Raw genomic sequence first — 19,703 nt, 5'->3', positions numbered from 1 at the left:
CCCCACGGCGTCAGTCGTCCAGTACCGACAGGTCCTGTTCGGCGGCCGGTACCTCGACCGTGCCCCGGTCGTCCGGCAGCGTCTGCACCGTGAACATCGGGATGCCGTCCATCGGGACCGTCAGCGTGCGGGACGCGTGGACCGGGCCGCCCGACTGCGTCTCGACGGTCAGCGCGTACGTGCCCTTGAGCCCGGCCGGTACGGGCGGGGTTATGGCGACGGTCGTCCCGGCGGCGACCTGGTACGTCTTGCTCACCGGGGTGCCGCCCTTGCTGCCCGCGGACGCCGTGACCCTGACCGTGCCCGGGGCGCCGGGCGCGGTGAGCGAGAGGACCGACCCCTTCGCCCGGTTGTCGGCGGCGGTCGCCTGCGCGCCCACCGGGCCGGTGGCCGGGATGTAGCCGACCTCCCGCTTGTCGCCCTTGCCGCGGACCACGCGCAGTGCGGCCACCACGGGGGTGGCCTTGCCGTCGGAGGGGGTCAGGAGCAGGGAGCCGGGCTCGCCCCTGGTCAGGTCCTTCAGGTCGACGCCTGCGGTCATCCGCGACTTGACGTGGAGGTCCTCGTGTCCCGCCGGTGAGATCGCGCCCGTCTTGCCGAGCAGCTTCACCGTGAGGTCGGCGTCGTCGTCGCCGGGGGCGAAGGCCACGAGCCGCACCGAGGTCGCGTCGGCCGGGATGCCGGGCAGGACCAGGGTGCTCGTCGGCTCGGTGGAGGCCGAGATCCAGTCGCTCCCGGTCTCGTCGTCCGCGGCCCTGACGACCGCCCCGACGCGTCCGGTCCTGGTCGTCACGTGGACCGTCACATCGTCCACGGCCTTGCTGGTCAGCGTCGAGATGAGGACGCGGACGCCGGACCGCGCGGGGACCGTGATGCCTTCGCCCACGTCCGACTTGAGCGTGCCGTCGGGACCGTACAGCTCGATGTCGGCGACGGCGGCGGTGTCGTCCGGGTTGGTGAGGTGGACGTAGTCCTCGCGGGACTTCGCCGTGCTCGCGGCCGGGAACCAGAAGCCGGTGTCGGGTGCCGTGCAGCTGACCCCGAGCAGCCCTCGGGCGTCGCCCGCCTCGACGGTGGTGGTCTGCTGGGCGGTCCAGCCGGGTGCCAGCCGGCCGGTGGCGGTGCCGATGAGGGCGGGGGCGTCCGCGCCGGACACCTCGGCGGTGGCCGGCTTGCCGGGCGCCTTGAGGAGGACGACCGGCTTGTCCGGGTCCGCCTTCTTGGTCTTCCCGCCCTTGCTCTTCCCGGCGTCCCCGGCGGCCGTGGAGGACAGGAGTCCCGCCGTGCCGGCGGGTCCCGCCGCGTCACCGCCCCCGGCGGCCGGGGTGAACGACGTGTACTCCGTCTCCGCGAGGTCGGAGAGGCCGGGGGCCGGGCAGAGCAGGCTGGAGCGTTCGACGGGCAGCCGGGCGGCCGGCTTCGCCGTCGCCGTGCCTTTGCCGTCCGGCACGTTGACCGCGGCGAAGCCGGTGACGGCGGCGAGGGCGACGGCCCCGGCGATGAGGGACAGGCTGGTGGACTTCACTCGGACTCGCCTCGCGATGCGTTACGGGTCGGCCACGGGTTCTGGCCCGGGGCGGGGTTCCCGTCGGGGTTCTCTTCGGGGTTCTGCGGGTCGTACGCGCCCTGCTCGCCGTACCCGCCCTCGGCGCCGTACTGACCCGCAGCGTACTGGCCGGCGTCGTACTGACCGGGGGCGTACGGAGCGTTGCCGTACTGGGCCTGGGGGTCGTACGTGCCGCTCCCGTCCTGCGGGGCGCCGCCGTACGGGGCCTGGGCGTACGGGTCGTACGCGCCCTGCTGCTGCGGATAGCCGTACGGGTCGTAGCCGGCGGCGCCGTCGGGCTGCTGCTGCGGCACGGCGCCGTACCGGCCGTCCTGGTACTCGCCCTCCTGGTACTGCTGCGGGTAGCCGGCCTCCTGGTACTGCTGGGCGTCCCACTCGCCGTACTGCTGCTGTGGCACCGCCGCGTACGGGCCGGTGTCGCCGTCCGCCTGCTGGGGCACGAAGGCGCCCTGGCCGTCGTCGGCGCCCAACGGCTCGGAGCCGTCGGTCTGCCCGGCGGGGGCGGGTTCCGCCCCCTCCCCCGCGTCCGGGGCCTCGCCGGCGTCGGCGTCCTCGCCGTCCTCGCCCTCCGCCAGCGCGGCCGCACGCAGTCTGCGCGCCCGGCGTCCCTCTCCGGCGACCGGTTCGGCGGGGACCGCCGCGTCCTCCTCGGGCAGATCGTCGTCGATCTCGCGGCGGCGGCCCGGAAGGGCCAGGACCAGCAGGACCACGGTGAGCGCGACCTGGACCCAGATCCAGACGGAGTGCGTGAACGGCGTCTCGTACGTGACGTCCAGCTTGCCGCCCCCCGTGGGGAGCTCGAAGCCCTGCGCCCAGCCGTCGACGGTCTTGCGGGTCAGCGCCCGTCCGTCGAGCGTGGCCTGCCAGCCCGGGTCGGCGGCCTCGGCGATGCGCAGCACGCGGCCCGCGCCGCCGGGCTCGATCGTGGTGTGCGCCTCCACGGGACCGGAGCCCACCGGGAGCTGCTCGCCGGCGGGGGCCGACGGGACGATCATGATGCGGGCGACCTGGCGGTCCACGCGCCAGAGCGCGCTGCCGTCCAGCTGGCTGAGGCGGCTGAGGCCGGGGGTCGCGTCGAGGACCCTGCTCATCTGCTTCGGGGCCCCGTCCCGGACGAGGACGTAACGGATGGCGAAGCCGCGGAGCTGGCTGCCCTGGTCGGCACCGGAGCCCGCGACCAGATTGGCGACGACCTTGTCGAGGTGGCTGTTGCCCGGGCCCGCCGCGGCCAGTTCGGCATCGCCCAGCCGCGCGCCGGAGCCGCGGACCAGGGTGTAGGCGACGGAGGTCGCCGAGGTGCCGCCGAGCACCAGGGTCCGCGGCTGGTCGCGGGTCCCGCTCTCCTCGGCGACGAACGCGGGCACCTGCACCGGGTCGCGGCGCTCCAGGGGGCCCGCCGCGCCGCCGATCATCCAGCCGGCGGCGGCGAGCACGGGGGCCACCCCGGCGGCCAGCGCGATCAGGACGGCGACCGGCTGGCGCCAGCCGAAGCTGAGCTCGGCGACGCGGATGCGCGCGCCGTCCGCACCGACCAGCGCGGCCGCGATGAGCGCGGCGCCGTAGACGAGGGTGGCGGGTCCCGCCCAGCCGGACCCGTTGGCGAGGCCGGCGAAGGCCAGAGCCACCAGCGCGACCGCCCAGGCGGTCCGGGCGGCGAACTGCCGCTCCCCGCGCAGCAGCGCGGCCAGCGCCGCGAGGACGATGCCGAGGAGCAGGACGCCGCCGGCCGCCTTGGGCCCGCCGGGGCTGATTCCGAGCAGGTCCAGTGCGGAGGCCGAACCCGAGCCGGTCTCCATTCCCGCTTCCTTCAGGAACGACGAAGGGTTCGTCAGGAGCGAGAGCGACCAGGGGGCGAGGACCAGCAGCGGGGTGCCCACGGCGGCGAGGAAGCGGAGGCCGTAGGCCGTGATGTCGTTGCGGCGCAGCACGAGCACACCGATGCCGAGCACCACGGCGAGCGGCCAGACGAGGGGCGTGAAGGCCATCGCGAGGGTGAGCAGCAGGGTGTACGCCCAGGTGGCGCGCCAGCTGCCGCGGCCGTCGCCGCTGCCGCGCATGCCGTGCGCGGAGGCGGCCGCGCGGGCGATCAGCGGGAGGAGGACGGCGAGGACGGCGGTGCCGAGGCGGCCGGTCGCCAGGGCGCCGGTCGCCGCGGGCAGGAAGGCGTACGCGACGCTGGCCCAGGCCCGCAGCAGCCGTGAGGGGAGCAGCGGGCGGGAGACGAAGTAGGCGGTGAGTCCGGCGAGCGGGACCGAGCAGACGAGCAGCAGGGTGAGCGCGAAGCCGGTGGAGCCGAGGAACAGCGCGGACAGGGCCGAGATCACGGCCAGGTAGGGCGGTGCGGTCTGGGTGCCGCCGGTACCGACGGTGTGCCAGCCGTCCGCGTAGCGGCCCCACAGGTCGGAGACGTCGCCGGGCGCCGGCAGCAGGACGCCGCCGGCCAGGGCGCCGCCGCCGAGGAGGCCGCGGCAGGCGACGAGGGAGACCAGGAGCAGGAGGGCGAAGAGCACGGGGCCGGGCTTGCGCCCGACGCGCTTCAGCCTGGCGAACTGGTCGATCTCCAGGAAGTCGGCGTCGTCGCCGCCCGGGCCGGACTCGACGGCTCCGTGGCGCGAGCCGCCGGATTCGGCCTCCGCACTGCCGCCGAAGTTCCCGGCGACCTGTTCGACGGTGGCGCGGACGGTGGCGCCGGGGGCGGGGAAGAGCCCGCGCAGCTCGGCCGGGACGACGACGCCCTTGCCGCGGCTGCGCCGGGCGGCGAGGATCCGGCCGGGGCGCAGCAGGGTTCCGAGGAGGCCGGTGACCTCGTCGACCGCCTGGCCCGGCACCTTGCCGACGAGGTAGGCGAGCGTGCGCAGCAGGGTTCCGAGCACGAGCCGGAGCAGCACCCAGGGCAGCCGTTTGCCGGGGGCGTTGACCAGCATGGTGTAGACGGCGCCGGCCTTGTCGACGTGGTGCGGGCTGGAGACCGAGCGGCCGGCGCAGTCGATGGGGCGGCGTTCGCGGGCGGACGCCTCGGCGTGCCGCAGGACGGCGTCGGGGGCGACCAGCACCCGGTGTCCTGCCATGTGGGCGCGCCAGCACAGGTCGACGTCGTCGCGCATCAGGGGCAGCCTGCGGTCGAAGCCGCCGAGCTCCTCCCAGACGTCCCGGCGGATCAGCATGCCGGCGGTCGACACGGACAGGACGGTACGGATCTGGTCGTGCTGACCCTGGTCCTGCTCGCGCCGGTCCAGTCCGGTCCAGCGGCGTCCGCTGTTGGCGATCGAGACGCCGACTTCGAGGAGTTGGCGGCGGTCGTACCAGCCACGGAGTTTGGGTCCGACGATGGCGGCGTGCTGGTCGTTGTCGACGACGCGCAGCATCTCGGCGAGCGCGTCGGGTTCGGGGGCGCAGTCGTCGTGGAGCAGCCAGAGCCACTGCACCGGTTCGCCGTGCGGCAGGTCCGGCAGGTCGTACGCGTCGTCGCGCCAGGACCGGGTGACGGGGTCCCAGCCGCTGGGGCGCTTCAGGTAGGGCAGGTCGTCCGGGGTGAGGACGCCGGCGGTGCGGCTCGCCTCGTCGACGGCGGTGCCGAAGCTCGTACGCCGCGCGAGGTGCAGCACCCGGTCGGCGCCGAGCGCCTCGGTGACCAGGCGCGCGGAGTCGTCGGCGCTGCCGGTGTCGGCGGCGACGACGTTCTGTACGGGGCGTTCCTGCCCGAGCAGTCCGGCGAGCGCGTCGGGCAGCCAGCGTGCGCCGTCGTGGGAGACGAGCACGGCGGTGACGACATGCCGGGGGAACTCTGGGGCGGCGGCGGCCGCGTACGGCGCCGTTGCTTGGCTGTGCACGGACATCGAGGTACGGGCCCTCCGGCCGGGTCCGGGGGACGTCCCCCGGGGGCTGCATCGGTGTACACGCGCGCCCTGTCGGGTCGTTGGCGCGTCTCGGACGGGGCCCCACACTAACGGTACGGATAACCGGGCCGGCGCGGAGCGGTTGAACGAGGGCGGCGGTACAGCGGTGGAGCCGGGCGCCGGAGGGCCCCGGGAGCCGGCCGGGAGGCCGGAGGAACGGCGATGGCCCGCCGCCTGCGGGCAGGGTGCAGGCGGCGGGCCATGGCCGGCGCCGGTCCGGGACCGGCCCGCTCGGGGGACCGGTCCGGCTGCGTGCGGCCGGGGCGAAGCGGTGCGGGCCGGGTCGGGCCGGGCCCTCCGGAGGCGGCCGGGTCAGACCGCGGCCTTCTTGAGGCGCCGTCGCTCGCGCTCGGAGAGCCCGCCCCAGATACCGAATCGCTCGTCCTTGGAAAGGGCGTATTCAAGGCATTCGGACCGGACTTCACAGGCGAGACAGACCTTCTTGGCCTCGCGGGTGGAACCGCCCTTCTCGGGAAAGAAGGACTCGGGATCGGTCTGGGCGCACAGTGCGCGCTCCTGCCAGCCGAGCTCCTCGTCCGCGTCCTCGACCAGCAGTTGCTGGAACAGCTCGGTCATGTGCGCCCCTCGTCCGTCTCTTGCGTCTGTGATGCGGCCGTCATCGAATCGGCCGAACGACACGAGTGAAATTACAAGTGTGTAGCTTCGGGCCAGTCAAGCTCAGATCTGCTATTGGGCCCGGTATTCACTCTGCGGAACCAAGCGTATGCGTAAAGTGTGCAAATAACCAAAAACCTGACATATGCCACGGACCCCGCCACCCCCCGGCCGCCCCAGGGAAGAACTCCCGGGAGGGCGGACGCGTTGCGATTCGATCACCGAAGCGATCAAGATCACAGTCGGGTCACAGGAGCACCACCGCGTTTGCCGCTGCGGTTGTTGCGCCACTTGACCGGCATCGGGGGTGCATAAACCTTTCTCCGCGTGGAGTAACCGGATGAGGTGAAAGATCGCCGCTCAACCGGCCACCGGGTTGACAGCCGGAGGTTCTTCCGGTTCTCCTTGATGTCATGCCAGTGACCTCAGCGATGCGCGCCACCCACATCCGTGGGTTCCGCAGCACTGTCCAGGCTCGCTGTTGCTGTTCCAGCTGTCTCAGCTGTTGAAGCCCACGCGCTCCAGCCCCGCACAGCTCATCCCGGACCCCCGGACCCTCCCCCCACACGGCCTTCGGCCTCTGCGGTCACCTGGTTCCCCGGTCCTGCGACACCCCCGCATCCGCACAGCACCCCCTGCACCCCTGCCGAGGAACCACCGCACCCATGAACAGCGACAGCGACCTCCAGATCGCCGGGGACCTCCTCGAGGTCCAGCACCTCCTGCGCCCCGCCCGCGAGCACCCCACCACCGTGGCCGAGTTCGTCGGCCTCGCCCGCGCCATCGCCGCCGACCGCGCCCAGTGGGCCCACCTCGTCCGGTACGACACCACCACCCGCTGGTACCACCGCCTCCGCACCGGGCCCGGCTACGAGGTCTGGCTGCTCAGCTGGGTCCCCGGCCAGGGCAGCGGCCTGCACGACCACGGCCTGTCCTCCGGCGTACTCACCGTCCTGGACGGCGAACTGACCGAGCGTACGGACCGGGGGAAGCGGACGCTGGGTTCCGGCGCGCAGCGGGTCTTCGCCCCCGGCTACGTCCACGAAGTGGTCAACGACTCCCTCGAACCGGCCGTCAGCCTCCACGTCTACTACCCGGGCCTGACCGACATGCCGATGCACACCGCGCAGTGCGCCGCGGTGCGCGCCGCCGTCTGACGGCCCGCCGCCACCGGGCGGGCCACGCCTGACAAACTGTCCGCATGCGCATTGTGGTTCTGGCCGGCGGTATCGGTGGTGCTCGTTTCCTGCGTGGCCTCAAGGAGGCCGCGCCCGACGCGGACATCACGGTGATCGGCAACACCGGTGACGACATCCATCTGTTCGGACTCAAGGTCTGCCCCGACCTCGACACCGTGATGTACACCCTCGGCGGTGGCATCAACGAGGAGCAGGGCTGGGGCCGCACCGACGAGAGTTTCCACGTCAAGGAGGAACTCGCGGCGTACGGCGTCGGCCCCGACTGGTTCGGGCTCGGCGACCGCGACTTCGCCACCCACATCGTCCGTACGCAGATGCTCGGCGCGGGCTATCCGCTGAGCGCCGTCACCGAGGCGCTCTGCGCGCGCTGGAAGCCGGGGGTCCGGCTGCTGCCGATGTCCGACGACCGGATCGAGACGCACGTGGCGGTCGACGTCGACGGCGAGAGCAAGGCCGTTCACTTCCAGGAGTACTGGGTGAAGCTGCGCGCCTCCGTCCCGGCCCGGGCCATCGTGCCCGTGGGCGCCGAACAGGCCAAGCCGGCGCCCGGCGTCCTGGAGGCGATCGCCGGGGCCGACGTCATCCTCTTCCCGCCGTCGAACCCCGTCGTGTCCGTCGGGACCATCCTCGCCGTGCCCGGTATCCGGGAAGCGATCGCCGAGGCCGGGGTGCCGGTCGTCGGCCTCTCCCCCATCGTCGGCGACGCGCCGGTGCGCGGGATGGCGGACAAGGTGCTCGCCGCGGTGGGCGTCGAGTCGACGGCCGCTGCGGTCGCCCAGCACTACGGTTCCGGGCTGCTGGACGGCTGGCTCGTCGACACCGTGGACGAGGGCGCCGTGCAGGCGGTGGAGTCCGCGGGGATCCGCTGCCGCTCCGTACCGCTGATGATGACCGACGTCGCCGCCACCGCCGAGATGGCGCGGCAGGCGCTGGCGCTGGCCGAGGAGGTACGGGCGTGAGCGCCGCCGGCCCGGCCCCGTCGTACCGGGTGTGGGCGCTGCCCGGCATGCCCGAGGTGCGGGCCGGGGACGACCTCGCGAAACTGATCGCCGCCACCGAGCCCGGACTCGTCGACGGCGACGTCCTGCTCGTCACCTCGAAGATCGTCTCCAAGGCGGAGGGCCGGATCGTCGAGGCCGCCGACCGGGAGTCGGCGATCGACGCCGAGACGGTACGGGTGGTGGCGCGGCGCGGCACGCTGCGGATCGTGGAGAACCGGCAGGGCCTGGTCATGGCCGCCGCCGGGGTCGACGCGTCGAACACCCCGGCCGGAACCGTCCTGCTGCTGCCCGAGGACCCGGACGCCTCGGCGCGGGCGATCAGGGAAGGGCTGCGCGACACGCTCGGCGTCGACGTCGGCGTCGTCGTCACGGACACCTTCGGGCGGCCGTGGCGCAACGGGCTGACCGATGTCGCGATCGGCGCGGCGGGGGTGCGGGTACTCGACGATCTGCGGGGCGGCAGCGACGCGTACGGCAATCCGCTGAGCGCGACCGTGGTCGCCACCGCGGACGAGCTCGCCTCGGCCGGTGACCTGGTCAAGGGCAAGGCGGACGGACTGCCGGTGGCGGTGGTGCGCGGCCTCGGCCACGTCATGGACCCGGCCGACGCCGCCGGGGCCCGGGCCATGGTGCGGGTCGCGGCGGACGACATGTTCCGGCTGGGGACGTCCGAGGCGGTGCGGGAGGCGGTGACCCAGCGGCGTACGGTCCGCGAGTTCACCGACGAGCCGGTGGACCCCGGGGCGGTGCGGCGCGCCGTGGCCGCGGCGGTGACGGCCCCGGCCCCGCACCACACGACGCCCTGGCGGTTCGTCCTGGTGGAGTCGCGGGAGTCCCGGACCCGGCTGCTGGACGCGATGCGGGACGCGTGGATCGCGGACCTGCGGCGGGACGGCAAGAGCGAGGAGTCGATCGCCCAGCGGGTGCGGCGGGGCGATGTGCTGCGCCGGGCGCCGTATCTGGCGGTGCCGTGCATGGTGATGGACGGCTCCCACACGTACGGGGACGCGCGGCGGGACGGGGCGGAGCGCGAGATGTTCGTGGTCGCCGCGGGCGCCGGTATCCAGAACTTCCTGGTCGCGCTGGCGGGCGAGGGGCTCGGTTCCGCGTGGGTGTCCTCGACGATGTTCTGCCGGGATGTCGTGCGGGAGGTGCTGTCGCTGCCCGCGTCGTGGGATCCGCTGGGTGCGGTGGCGGTGGGGCGGCCGGCGGCGGCTCCGGCGCGCCGCGTGGGGCGCGATGCGGAGGGGTTCGTCACGGTGCGGTGAGGCGGTGGCCGGGGGCTGCGCGCCTGCGGCGGGCCTTGCCCCCCACCCGCCCCTTCCCGGAGCCGGGGGCGCTGCCCCCGGACCCTCGGTCCTCAAACGCCGGACGGGCTTGATGTGCGCCCAGGCCCGTGAGGGAACCGGGCAGGCTTGACCCGTGGCCCGGAGCGCTCACAGGCGGGCGATGTTGCGTGGCTGCATGCGGGGGGCCCGGCGGGGCGGGAGATTGTCGGAGAGCATGATCAGGCGGGTGGCCCGGTGGCGTTGGCCCTCGTACGGGGCGAGCAGCGCCAGCATCTCCTCGTCGTCCGCGTTCCGGTTGCCGGCCAGCGCGTGGCCGACGATTCCGGGGAGGTGGAGGTCGCCGACCGTCACCGCGTCCGCCTCGCCGTTCGCCCGTTGCAGGGTCTCGGCGGCCGTCCAGGGGCCGATGCCGGGGATCGCCTGGAGGCGGGCCATGGCGTCGGTCAGTGTCATGGCGGCGGCCTCCTCCATGCGGCGGGCCACCCGGACCGCGCGCAGGATCGTCGCCGAGCGCTTGCTGTCCACGCCCGCGCGGTGCCACTCCCAGGACGGGATCAGCGACCAGGTGCGGGCGTCCGGCATGACGTAGAGGCCGTACTCCTGCGGGCCGGGCGCCGGCTCCCCGTACGTGCGCACCAGCAGCCGCCAGGCGCGGTACGCCTCGTCCGTGGTGACCTTCTGCTCCAGGACCGAGGGGATCAGCGACTCCAGCACCAGGCCGGTGCGCAGCAGGCGCAGGCCCGGCCGGCGGTGATGGGTCACGGCGAGCAGCCGGTGGCGCGGGGTGAAGGCCGACGGGTCGTCCGACGCGCCCAGCAGGGCCGGCAGCCGGTCCAGCAGCCAGGACGCGCCGGGCCCCCACGCCGCCGCCTCGATCCGGCCCCCGCGGGCGACGACATGGAGCGTGCCGGGGCCCGCGGGGGTGCGGCTGGCCCGGCGGACGGAGCCGTCGGCGGACATCCGGAACGTGGGGTCGGCGGGGCCGCGGCGCAGCGGGCCGAGGACGAGCCGCAGGTCGAGCGGGCCGTGCGGGGTCCATTCCCGGGTCAGCGGCGCCGGGACGGGCGTCGCCGCCGCCTGGTGCGGGACGGCCGCGCGCGGGGCACTGCGGGGAGCGAATCGTCCTGCCACGGGTGAGGTCCTCGGTAGTCGGGGGTGCCTGTCGAGGGTACGGCTGTTTCCGGCCACCCCGGAACTTCACGGGGCGGTGGCCGGTCCGGTCATTCGTCCGAGGAGAACCGTACCGACGCGGCGGGCAGGCGGGCCCCGCACCAGATGCGGACGCCGTCGCGCAGTTCGTTGTCGGCCCCGACCTCGGCCCCGTCGCCGACGACCGCGCCCTCCAGGACCGTTCGGCTGCCGATTCTGGCGCCCGCTCCGACCAGGGAGTCCGTGATCACCGCGCCCGGTTCGACGAAGGCGCCCGCGAGCACGGCGGAGCCGTCGATCCTGGCGCCCGCGCCGATGACGGCGTCCGCGCCGATCACCGTGCCGCCGGAGAGTTTGGCGTCGGGGGCGACGGAGGCGGTCGGCAGGACGAGGCTGTCGCCGCACCGGCCGGGGACGGCCGGGGAGGGGGCGCGGCCGAGGACCAGGTCGGCGGAGCCCCGTATGAACGCCTGGGGAGTGCCGAGATCCAGCCAGTACGTCGAGTCGACCATGCCCTGGAGGTGCGCGCCGTCGGCGAGCAGTCCGGGGAAGGTCTCCCGCTCGACCGAGACGGGACGGCCGGCCGGAATGGTGTCGATGACCGATCTGCGGAAGATGTACGCCCCCGCGTTGATCTGGTCGGTGACGATCTCCTCGGGCGACTGCGGCTTCTCCAGGAACGCGGTGACCCGGCCGGTGCCGTCCGTCGGCACGAGGCCGAAGGCGCGCGGGTCCTCGACCCGGGTCAGGTGCAGGGAGACGTCCGCTCCGGAGTCGGCGTGCGAGGTGACCAGTGCCCGGATGTCGAGGCCGGTGAGGATGTCGCCGTTGAAGATGAGGACCGGTTCGTCCGGGCCAGAGGTGAGCCGACGGGCGACGTTGCGGATGGCGCCGCCGGTGCCGAGCGGTTCGCGTTCGGTGACGTACTCGATGTGGAGGCCGAGCGACGAACCGTCACCGAAGTACGGCTCGAAGACCTCCGCCAGGTAGGACGTCGCGAGGACGATGTGCTCGACCCCGGCGGCCCGGGCACGCGCCAGCTGGTGCGTGAGGAAGGGGACGCCTGCTGCCGGAACCATGGGTTTCGGGGTGTGCACCGTGAGCGGGCGCAACCGGGTGCCCTTGCCGCCGACCAGGAGGATCGCTTCTTTTGCCTCTGTCACAGCACTGTCTCTGCTTCCTGCTGGGGCCGGGCCTGGTGAGCTTATTGGCTGGCCAGTGTATGCAGACCGGTGGAGGGGTCCTCCGGTCAGCAGCCCGCAGCAGGCCTCCGGCGCGTCCGGCGCCGGGAGGCGGCTCCTTTCGCGTCAGCGGCCCTGCAGCCGGGCCGATGCGGTCCGGGCCGTGCCGAGCTTCTTGTAGAGACGCGCTCCGGGGCATTCGGTTGCGAATCCGTCGCGGTGACCGGAGATGACGTTGAGTTTGACCTTCTTGCCCTTCTTGTACTTGTTGCTGCCGCCCGAGGTCAGGGTCACCTTGCCCTTGGGGTTGGCGCCGAACAGTCCGAGCTTCCAGGCGGTGAGCTTGGAGACGGCGGTGACGGCGGCGGCGGGCGGGTTCGACGAGCTGAAGGTTCCGAGCACGGCGATGCCCATGGTGTTGGTGTTGAAGCCGAGGGTGTGCGCGCCCATGACGGCCTTCGTCACGCCTCCGGCGCGGCCCTCGTAGATGTTTCCGCACTTGTCGACGGCGAAGTTGTAGCCGATGTCGCGCCAGCCGCTGCTCTTGACGTGGTAGCGGTAGATGCCGCGCAGGACCGAGGGCGCCTGGGAGCACGTGTAGTTGTTGCCGGTGGCGCTGTGGTGGATGAACGCGGCCTTGACGGTCTTGGTGTACGCGAACCCGCTCTCGCGGAGCTTCTCGTCGGCGCCCCAGCCCTTGCGGGTGATGATGCGCGGCCGGGGTCCGATGTACGGCTTGGCGGCGGGCGCCAGGCCTGCGGCCTCCTCGGTCTCGGCCTTGCTCAGAGCGGGGAGCACGGAGGCGCCGAGCGCGGTGGTGGCGAGCGAGGCGGCGCGGTCCGCGCCTGCCACGCCGGTGGCGTAGGTCTCCGCCTGGTCGGTTCCGGGCGACTCCGCCAGGTCGGTGTCCGGGATCTGCTGGGGGTCCTTGCCGGGATCGACGAGTTCGAGGCGCAGGCCGGCGGGCAGCGGTACGGGAGCCTCGGCGGGGCCGGGGGTCTCGGGGCGCACCCGGACCTCGACGCCGTCGGAGGCGCCGACCCAGAGCGGGGCGGTGGAGCCGCGGGCGGCCCCCGCGTCACGCTCGGCGGTCCCGGCGTCGGCGGAGTGCTCGGCGTTGTGCGTCTCCAGGTCCTGCCAGTCGGACCAGCGGCCGGTGCCGGTGGCGCGGGTGCGGACCTGGGCGGTGCCCTGGAGTTCGGTGTCCACGTCGTCCCAGACGACGCCCACCAGGGAGAAGGGCTGGACGTCGCGCTCGGGCAGCCCTCGTCCTGCGGGGGCCCCGGTGGCTCGTTCGGAGGGGGTGGCCGAGGGGTTCAGGGCCAGGGACTGCGTCGAACCGGGCACTCCGGCCGGTTCGGACGCCTCGGCGGGAACGGATCCCGCGGTGGCCGGATGGGCGGCGGTGTCGGGGGCGGCGCCCGCGGGCGCGGCGAGGGGCAGCGCGAGAGCTGCCACACAGGTGACACCGATGGAGGATGCAAGGAAGGCACGCATACACATGATCCTTGGCATAAGCCCACCACTCCGGCGACCCGGACTTTCCGGGGCAATTGACGACTCGTCTGCCGAACCGGTGTACCCGGGTCCCGCCGTACCCGGCTCCCGTCGGCACCGCCGCGTACCCTTCCTCGAATGAACGCAAGCGACCGCACCCCTGCCGACCTGCTGCGTTCCGCGCTCGCCGCGGACCCGGCCCGTCCCATGGTCACTTTCTACGACGACGCCACCGGAGAGCGCGTCGAACTGTCGGTGGCCACCTTCGCCAATTGGGTGGCCAAGACGGCGAACCTGCTCCAGGGCGACCTCGCCGCCGAGCCCGGTGACCGGCTTTCGCTGCTGCTGCCCGCGCACTGGCAGTCCGCGGTCTGGCTGCTGGCCTGCGCCTCGGTCGGTGTGGTCGCCGATGTCCAGGGTGATCCTGCCGCCGCCGATCTCGTCGTCTCCGGGCCGGACACCCTGGACGCCGCCCGGGCCTGCCGAGGCGAGCGGATCGCGCTGGCGCTGCGCCCGATGGGCGGCAGGTTCCCGCAGGCCCCCGAGGGCTTCGCCGACTACGCCGTCGAGGTGCCGGGCCAGGGCGACCGGTTCGCCCCGTTCGCACCCGTCGCCCCGGACGCGCCGGCGCTCACCGTGGGCGGTGCCGCGTTCACCGGGGCGGAGCTGGTCGCGCGGGCGCGCGCGGACGGTGACGCGCTGGGCCTGGGGCCCGGGTCGCGGCTCCTGTCGGGGCGTACGTACGACACCTGGGACGGTCTCAGCGCCGGGCTCTTCGCGCCGCTCGCCACCGGGGGATCCGTGGTGCTGTGCCGGCACCTCGGGCAGTTGGGCGAGGAGAAGCTGGCCGAGCGCGTCGAGAGCGAGCGGGTCACGCGGACCGTGTGACGGCCGAGGGGGCCGGCACCCCCGGTGCCCCGGTATGACAAGCGGCCCGAGGGCCACCCGTCCGGCCCAGCATGGGCCGAGCCCTCCCGGCGATGCGTCGACTCCGGGCCATGATCTGCGGTACGGACCACTCAAGGCACAACCAAGCGTGAGGTTCAGCCGTCTACTTGTGCGACCGGCGGCCCAGCGCGCTGCCGAACGCGAAGGATGGACGCAGACGTGACCGAAAGCGCCGGCCCCCCGGCCGATCCCGACGACTCGGCCGGGGGCCAGGACCGGGCACCGGACGGTTCGCCCGGCGCGAAGCCCGGCGAGCCCGGTGCCCCGACGGGAGCCCCGGGCGGTGAGACGCGCAGCGGATCCGGCAGCGGACCGTCGCACGGATCACCGCCTGAGGACCCCCGCGGACCCGGACCGGCCCTCGACATCGTCGTCAGGCGCAAGCGCCACTGGGTGCGCTGGACGGCGCTCGGCGCCTCGTTCGCCGTGCTGGTCGCGGCGGGCGCCGGCTGGTGGCTGTACAAGAAGCTGGACGGCAACATCAGGACGGACACCTCCGCGGCCGCCGAACTCAGGGCGTACGAGAAGGAACGTCCCGCCTCCGTCGTCCACGACGCGCAGAACATCCTGCTCATCGGCTCCGACAGCCGGGCCGGAGACAACCGCAAGTACGGCCGCGACGACGGCGGCAGCCAGCGCTCGGACACCACGATCCTGCTGCACCTGGCCGCGAACCGGAAAAGCGCCACGGCCATGTCCGTCCCGCGCGATCTGATGGTGGACATCCCGGAGTGCCACAAGCCGGACAAAACTGTCAGCAAGCCGCAGTTCGCGCAGTTCAATTGGGCCTTCGAGTCCGGCGGGACCGCCTGCACCATCCGCACGATCGAGAAGATGACCGGCATCCGCGTCGACCATCACATGGTCGTGGACTTCAACGGCTTCAAGAGCATGGTCGACGCGGTGGACGGGGTCGAGATCTGCCTCAAGAAGCCGATCGACGACAGCGCCGCGCACCTCCGGCTGCCCGCGGGCCGCCAGAAGCTCAACGGCGAGCAGGCTCTGGGGTACGTGCGGGCCCGCAAGTCCATCGGCAACGGCAGTGACACCGAACGGATGGACCGCCAGCAGCAGTTCCTGGGCGCCCTGGTGAACAAGGTGCAGAGCAACGGGGTCCTGCTCAATCCCACCCGGCTCTACCCGGTGCTGGACGCGGCCACCAAGGCGCTGACGACCGACCCTGGGCTGAACAGCCTGAAGGACCTGTACGACCTGGTGCGCGGCATGCGCGACGTGCCGACCGACAAGGTGCAGTTCCTGACCGTCCCCCGCCAGCCGTACGCCGCCAACCGGAACCGGGACGAACTCGTACAACCCGACGCGGACAAGCTGTTCAGGCAGCTGCGCGACGACAAGCCCGTCGCCGTCGTGCCCGCCGATCAGCTCAAGGGTGACGACGGAAAAACCGCTGACGCCGCCGAGGCCGCCGGCCCGACTCCCACACCCACCTACTCGGGGAACAATGCGGCGACCGACCTGTGCAAGCGGTAAAGCAATGACCAAGCGGACATCGACGTTCGATGTGCAATGGGAAGAATGCCCGGTTGTAAGGGCCGTGCAATATGTCACGCCCGTCGCTCGACAGCGAATGGGACGGATAGTGTGACGCGATCCGGTGCTTGCGGCCGTCAAGCCGCGCACTTCCGGAGCGAAAGACTGAGCGCCTTATCGGGGGAGGCGCCTCGCGTGGCACCGACGGAGGACTCAAGCGACCGTGGATGCACAAGGCCGTGGGCGGGCGGAAGAAATCGATCCCGCAGACCAATGGGTTCTCAACCCGGACACCGGTGACTACGAACTGCGACTGAACCATTCCGGAGGGGATTCAGCCGGCGCGCCGGGGGTCTCGGCCCCGCGGAGTCCCGGACGCACGGGCCGGGGCCGGGAAGGCGCCGGCGAGCGCCGCGGTCCGTCGGGCGAGGGAGCACGCCGCAGCCATGAGGTGCCGCGGCAGGGCGGTCGCCGTTCGGCCTCGGCAAAGCGCGGCCAGGAGGCCGCCGCCGCCGAGAACACCGCGGGCCGCCGCAAGCGCAAGGCCCCCAAGGCCCGCCGCAAGAAGGCGTTGCTCTGGACGGGCGGTGTGACGGCCTTCCTGCTCGTCGTCGTCTCGGCCGGCGGGTACTGGCTGTACCAGCACTTCAACGGCAACCTGAGCACGGTCGACATCGGCGACCGCGGCAACAAGGACGTCGTCACGGCCAACGCGCCCCTCAACATATTGATCATCGGTACGGACAAGCGCACCGGCAAGGGCAACGAGGGCTACGGCGACAAGGGCAGTGTCGGACACGCGGACACCAACATCCTGTTCCACGTGTCCGAGGACCGCACCAATGCCACGGCGATGAGCATCCCCCGCGACCTCATGACCAACGTCCCGGACTGCAAGACCAAGCAGGAGGACGGCTCGGAGAAGACCATCCCGGGCACCGAGAACGTCCGCTTCAACACGAGCCTCGGCCAGGACGACCGCGACCCGGGCTGCACGATGGACACCGTCAAGGCGATCACCGGCCTGACGGTCGACCACTTCATGATGGTGGACTTCAACGCGGTGAAGGAGCTGTCCACGGCGGTCGGCGGCGTCAACATCTGCCTGGCCCACGCGGTGAAGGACGACAAGTCGCACCTCGACCTGCCGGCGGGCCCGAACAAGGTCCAGGGCGAGGAGGCGCTGGCGTTCGTACGGACCCGGCACGCCTACACCAACGGAAGCGACCTGGACCGGATCAAGGGCCAGCAGCAGTTCCTCGGCTCGATGATCCGGCAGATGAAGTCGGACGACACGCTCACGAGCCCGACGAAGCTGTTCAAGCTGGCGGACGCGGCGACCAAGGCGCTGACGGTCGACAAGGCCATCAACTCGGTGTCGAAGCTGAGCACGCTCGCCAAGGAACTCACCAAGATCGACACGAAGAACATCACGTTCGTCACGATGCCGGTCATCGACAACCCGGCGGAGCCGAAGCCGATCACCGTGGTCGTGGACCCCGTGAAGGGACCCCAGCTGTTCTCGATGATGCAGGCCGACACCTCGCTGACCGAGGTCGCCGCACAGAAGAAGGCCGCCAAGAGCAAGCAGAACGCGCTCCTCAAGGGAACCAAGGCGGCAGCCGCCGACGTCCGGGTAGACGTGTACAACGGCGGGGAGATCGCCGGCGCGGCCCAGCAGACCGTCACCTGGCTGCAGAACGACAAGGGCGTCCTGAAGTCCACGAACAAGGCCAACGCCCCGGCGAAGGCCGCCAAGACCACACTCGCGTACGCGCCGAACCAGGCCGACCAGGCCCGGGCGCTCGCCGAGATGATGGGGCTTCCGGCGACGGCGATGAAGCCGGGCACCAAGGACGCCGTGGGACTGGAGGCGATGGTGCTGACGCTGGGGGCGGACTTCAAGGGCGCGGGCACCCCCATCACCGGTCCGGCCAAGATCGACATTCCGAAGGCCAGCGCCGACAAGGAAGTGTGCGCCAAGTGACACCGGGTCACTGAGCGATAACGCGAGTCCGAACAGCAGGGGGGGTCCCGGTGGGACGCAGCAGTATGCCTGGGGAGGGGACGCGACCACGGGCCCCACACACCCGCACTCCGGGGAGGGACGGGGCTCTCCTCACCGGGGGCGGCCCGTCCCCGCGCACCGCCGGAAGCGACATCGGCGACGGCGGGAGCGGCCACCGGCGCGGCAAGGCGCGTAAACGGGCGGCCAAGAAGTCCCGTAAAAGCCGCATATTCCGCGCGATAGCGATCTCGCTGTCGGTGCTGATACTGGGGACGGCCACCGCCGGATACCTCTACTACCGGCACCTCAACAACAACATCCGCAGCAGTGGGCGCAGCGGTGGCGAGAGCGGCGTGAAGAAGGCCGACCCGAACGCCATGGGCCAGACCCCTCTCAACATCCTGCTGATCGGCTCCGACAGCCGCAACAGCGCGGCGAACGTGAAGCTCGGCGGCAGCCGGGACTCCGTCGGTGACAAACCGCGCGCGGACGTCCAGATGCTGCTGCACATCTCGGCGGACCGGAAGAGCTCCTCGCTGGTCAGCATTCCGCGCGACACGATCGTCAAGATCCCCGAGTGCAAGGACGACGAGACCGGCCAGTCGTACGCCGAGACCGTCGACAAGCCGATCAACGAGTCGCTCCAGCGGGGCGGGCCGGGCTGCACGCTGACCACCTGGGAGAACCTCACCGGTGTCTACATCGACCACTGGGTGATGATCGACTTCGCCGGTGTGGTGGCCATGGCGGACGCCATCGGCGGCGTCGACGTGTGCGTGAAGACCGGCGTGTGGGACCGCTCGACACGGATGGTCCGCGGTGGCTCCGGCCTCAAGCTGCCGGCGGGGACCAGCACGGTCAAGGGTGAGGACGCGCTGAAGTGGCTGCGCACCCGGCACGCGTTCGGCAACGACCAGAACCGTGCCAAGGCTCAGCACATGTACATGAACTCGATGCTCCGCACGCTGAAGAAGCAGAACGCGTGGTCGGACGCGGGCCGGCTGATGAACCTCGCGGAGACGGCGACCAAGGCGCTCCAGGTCTCCGACGAGATCGGCTCGGTCAAGAAGCTCTACGACCTGTCGATGCAGCTGAAGAACGTGCCGATCAACCGCATCACCATGACGACGATCCCGACGGCCGAGTGGTCGCAGGACAAGGACCGGCTCGTGCCGATCGAGAAGTCCGCGGACCAGATGTGGCAGATGCTCCGTGACGACGTCGCGTTCGACAAGAACGGCAAACCGAAGGCGAAGGCGTCGGCCTCCGCGAAACCGGCCGGTCCGCCCGCCGCGGCCCCGGGCACCCTCGACCTCACGGTGGTCAACGGTACGGGCCTCGGCCAGGCGCCCCGGGACGGCCGGGCCTCCGAGATCGCCCAGGTGCTGAACGGCAAGGGCTTCGACCTCGCCAAGGCGTCGCGGACCGCGGAGCCGCGCAAGGAAACGGTCGTGCACTACGCGCAGGAGGACAGCGACCAGGGCAAGGCGGACGCGGCCTCCGTGGCCAAGGCGCTCGGACTGCCGGAGACCGCCGTCAAGGCCGACCCGAAGGCCGGCGGGCTGACCCTCGTCGTCGGCGCGGACTGGCGCGACGGGACCGTGTACGAGGCTCCGAAGGCGGCGGAGGCGGGTGACCTCCCGGAAGGCGCCGACGACCTGAACGCCGCCGACGAGGGCACGTGCATGGACGTCTACTCCGTCTACCGGTGGGACGGCGGGAAGAGCTGAAGCGCTCGGCCCGCCCCCCGCGGGTGGGCCGTGCGGCGCGTTTCCGGCGAGGCGCGCCCGGGGTGGGCGCGCGGGTTGTACGCGCACGGAAGCGGGGGGACGGAGCGCGCCGCGCGCTCCGTCCCCCCGCTT

At 72.4% G+C, this 19,703-nt stretch carries 13 protein-coding genes; 7 read left to right on the top strand and 6 right to left on the bottom strand.

Going from position 1 to position 19,703, the window contains the following annotated elements; all coding sequences use genetic code 11:
* Positions 1-10 precede the first annotated feature (10 nt).
* From E6R60_RS30370 to E6R60_RS30360, 3 genes are all read right to left on the bottom strand, one after another.
* Complete coding sequence (locus tag E6R60_RS30370; RefSeq protein WP_136329900.1) at positions 11-1,525, bottom strand: DUF5719 family protein; 1,515 nt, start codon at positions 1,523-1,525, stop codon at positions 11-13.
* Entirely contained in the window at positions 1,522-5,403 is a 3,882-nt protein-coding gene (locus E6R60_RS30365; RefSeq protein ID WP_136329899.1) for a glycosyltransferase, read from the bottom strand. The genes E6R60_RS30370 and E6R60_RS30365 overlap by 4 nt, the downstream gene beginning before the upstream one ends.
* Before the next feature lie 372 nt (positions 5,404-5,775).
* Entirely contained in the window at positions 5,776-6,039 is a 264-nt protein-coding gene (locus tag E6R60_RS30360; RefSeq protein ID WP_018103995.1) for a WhiB family transcriptional regulator, read from the bottom strand.
* 704 nt (positions 6,040-6,743) lie between these two features.
* On the opposite strand from E6R60_RS30360, the gene E6R60_RS30355 reads away from it, so the two are divergent.
* The 3 genes from E6R60_RS30355 to E6R60_RS30345 are packed head-to-tail and all read left to right on the top strand — an operon-like array spanning position 6,744 to position 9,546.
* Positions 6,744-7,235 carry a cysteine dioxygenase family protein gene (locus E6R60_RS30355; protein ID WP_136329898.1) on the top strand — a complete coding sequence of 164 codons (492 nt, stop codon included), beginning with the start codon at positions 6,744-6,746 and terminating at the stop codon, positions 7,233-7,235.
* Positions 7,236-7,279: 44 nt separating this feature from the next.
* On the top strand, positions 7,280-8,236 hold the full coding sequence (cofD, locus tag E6R60_RS30350; RefSeq protein WP_136329897.1) for a 2-phospho-L-lactate transferase: 957 nt from the start codon (positions 7,280-7,282) through the stop codon (positions 8,234-8,236).
* Complete coding sequence (locus tag E6R60_RS30345) at positions 8,233-9,546, top strand: coenzyme F420-0:L-glutamate ligase (RefSeq protein ID WP_276614073.1); 1,314 nt, start codon at positions 8,233-8,235, stop codon at positions 9,544-9,546. The genes cofD and E6R60_RS30345 overlap by 4 nt, the downstream gene beginning before the upstream one ends.
* A gap of 168 nt (positions 9,547-9,714) precedes the next feature.
* Here the strand turns inward: E6R60_RS30345 and E6R60_RS30340 are convergent, their stop codons facing one another.
* From E6R60_RS30340 to E6R60_RS30330, 3 genes are all read right to left on the bottom strand, one after another.
* Positions 9,715-10,698, bottom strand: a complete 984-nt coding sequence (locus E6R60_RS30340) for a DNA-3-methyladenine glycosylase (RefSeq protein WP_136329896.1) — start codon at positions 10,696-10,698, stop codon at positions 9,715-9,717.
* A gap of 89 nt (positions 10,699-10,787) precedes the next feature.
* A complete protein-coding gene (locus E6R60_RS30335) occupies positions 10,788-11,879 on the bottom strand; it encodes an NDP-sugar synthase (protein WP_136329895.1) in 1,092 nt (363 codons plus the stop codon).
* Positions 11,880-12,023: 144 nt separating this feature from the next.
* Positions 12,024-13,394, bottom strand: coding sequence for an N-acetylmuramoyl-L-alanine amidase (locus E6R60_RS30330; RefSeq protein WP_136329894.1), 1,371 nt, complete (start codon positions 13,392-13,394; stop codon positions 12,024-12,026).
* 138 nt (positions 13,395-13,532) lie between these two features.
* Here E6R60_RS30330 and E6R60_RS30325 point away from each other — a divergent pair, with 138 nt between their 5' ends.
* The 4 genes from E6R60_RS30325 to E6R60_RS30310 all read left to right on the top strand — a co-directional run bounded on the left by E6R60_RS30325 (position 13,533) and on the right by E6R60_RS30310 (position 19,571).
* Positions 13,533-14,282, top strand: a complete 750-nt coding sequence (locus E6R60_RS30325) for a TIGR03089 family protein (protein ID WP_136329893.1) — start codon at positions 13,533-13,535, stop codon at positions 14,280-14,282.
* 207 nt (positions 14,283-14,489) lie between these two features.
* On the top strand, positions 14,490-15,833 hold the full coding sequence (locus E6R60_RS30320) for an LCP family protein (protein WP_206309555.1): 1,344 nt from the start codon (positions 14,490-14,492) through the stop codon (positions 15,831-15,833).
* Positions 15,834-16,056: 223 nt separating this feature from the next.
* A complete protein-coding gene (locus E6R60_RS30315; RefSeq protein ID WP_206309554.1) occupies positions 16,057-17,820 on the top strand; it encodes an LCP family protein in 1,764 nt (587 codons plus the stop codon).
* A gap of 272 nt (positions 17,821-18,092) precedes the next feature.
* Positions 18,093-19,571, top strand: a complete 1,479-nt coding sequence (locus tag E6R60_RS30310; protein ID WP_346766095.1) for an LCP family protein — start codon at positions 18,093-18,095, stop codon at positions 19,569-19,571.
* Positions 19,572-19,703: the final 132 nt, after the last annotated feature.

It is taken from the genome of Streptomyces sp. A0642, assembly GCF_004795105.1.
Classification (GTDB): Bacteria; Actinomycetota; Actinomycetes; order Streptomycetales; family Streptomycetaceae; genus Streptomyces.
The sequence above is the reverse complement of the archived record's forward strand: the minus strand, read 5'-3'. Positions and strand labels throughout refer to the sequence as shown.

What these genes read in the sequence shown, in the direction of transcription:
- E6R60_RS30365 (WP_136329899.1), bottom strand. Translation starts at nt 5,403, where the DNA reads ATGTCCGTGCACAGCCAAGCAACGGCGCCGTACGCGGCCGCCGCCGCC.
- E6R60_RS30360 (WP_018103995.1), bottom strand. Translation starts at nt 6,039, where the DNA reads ATGACCGAGCTGTTCCAGCAACTGCTGGTCGAGGACGCGGACGAGGAG.
- E6R60_RS30355 (WP_136329898.1), top strand. Translation starts at nt 6,744, where the DNA reads ATGAACAGCGACAGCGACCTCCAGATCGCCGGGGACCTCCTCGAGGTC.
- cofD (WP_136329897.1), top strand. Translation starts at nt 7,280, where the DNA reads ATGCGCATTGTGGTTCTGGCCGGCGGTATCGGTGGTGCTCGTTTCCTG.
- E6R60_RS30330 (WP_136329894.1), bottom strand. Translation starts at nt 13,394, where the DNA reads ATGCGTGCCTTCCTTGCATCCTCCATCGGTGTCACCTGTGTGGCAGCT.
- E6R60_RS30325 (WP_136329893.1), top strand. Translation starts at nt 13,533, where the DNA reads ATGAACGCAAGCGACCGCACCCCTGCCGACCTGCTGCGTTCCGCGCTC.
- E6R60_RS30320 (WP_206309555.1), top strand. Translation starts at nt 14,490, where the DNA reads ATGGACGCAGACGTGACCGAAAGCGCCGGCCCCCCGGCCGATCCCGAC.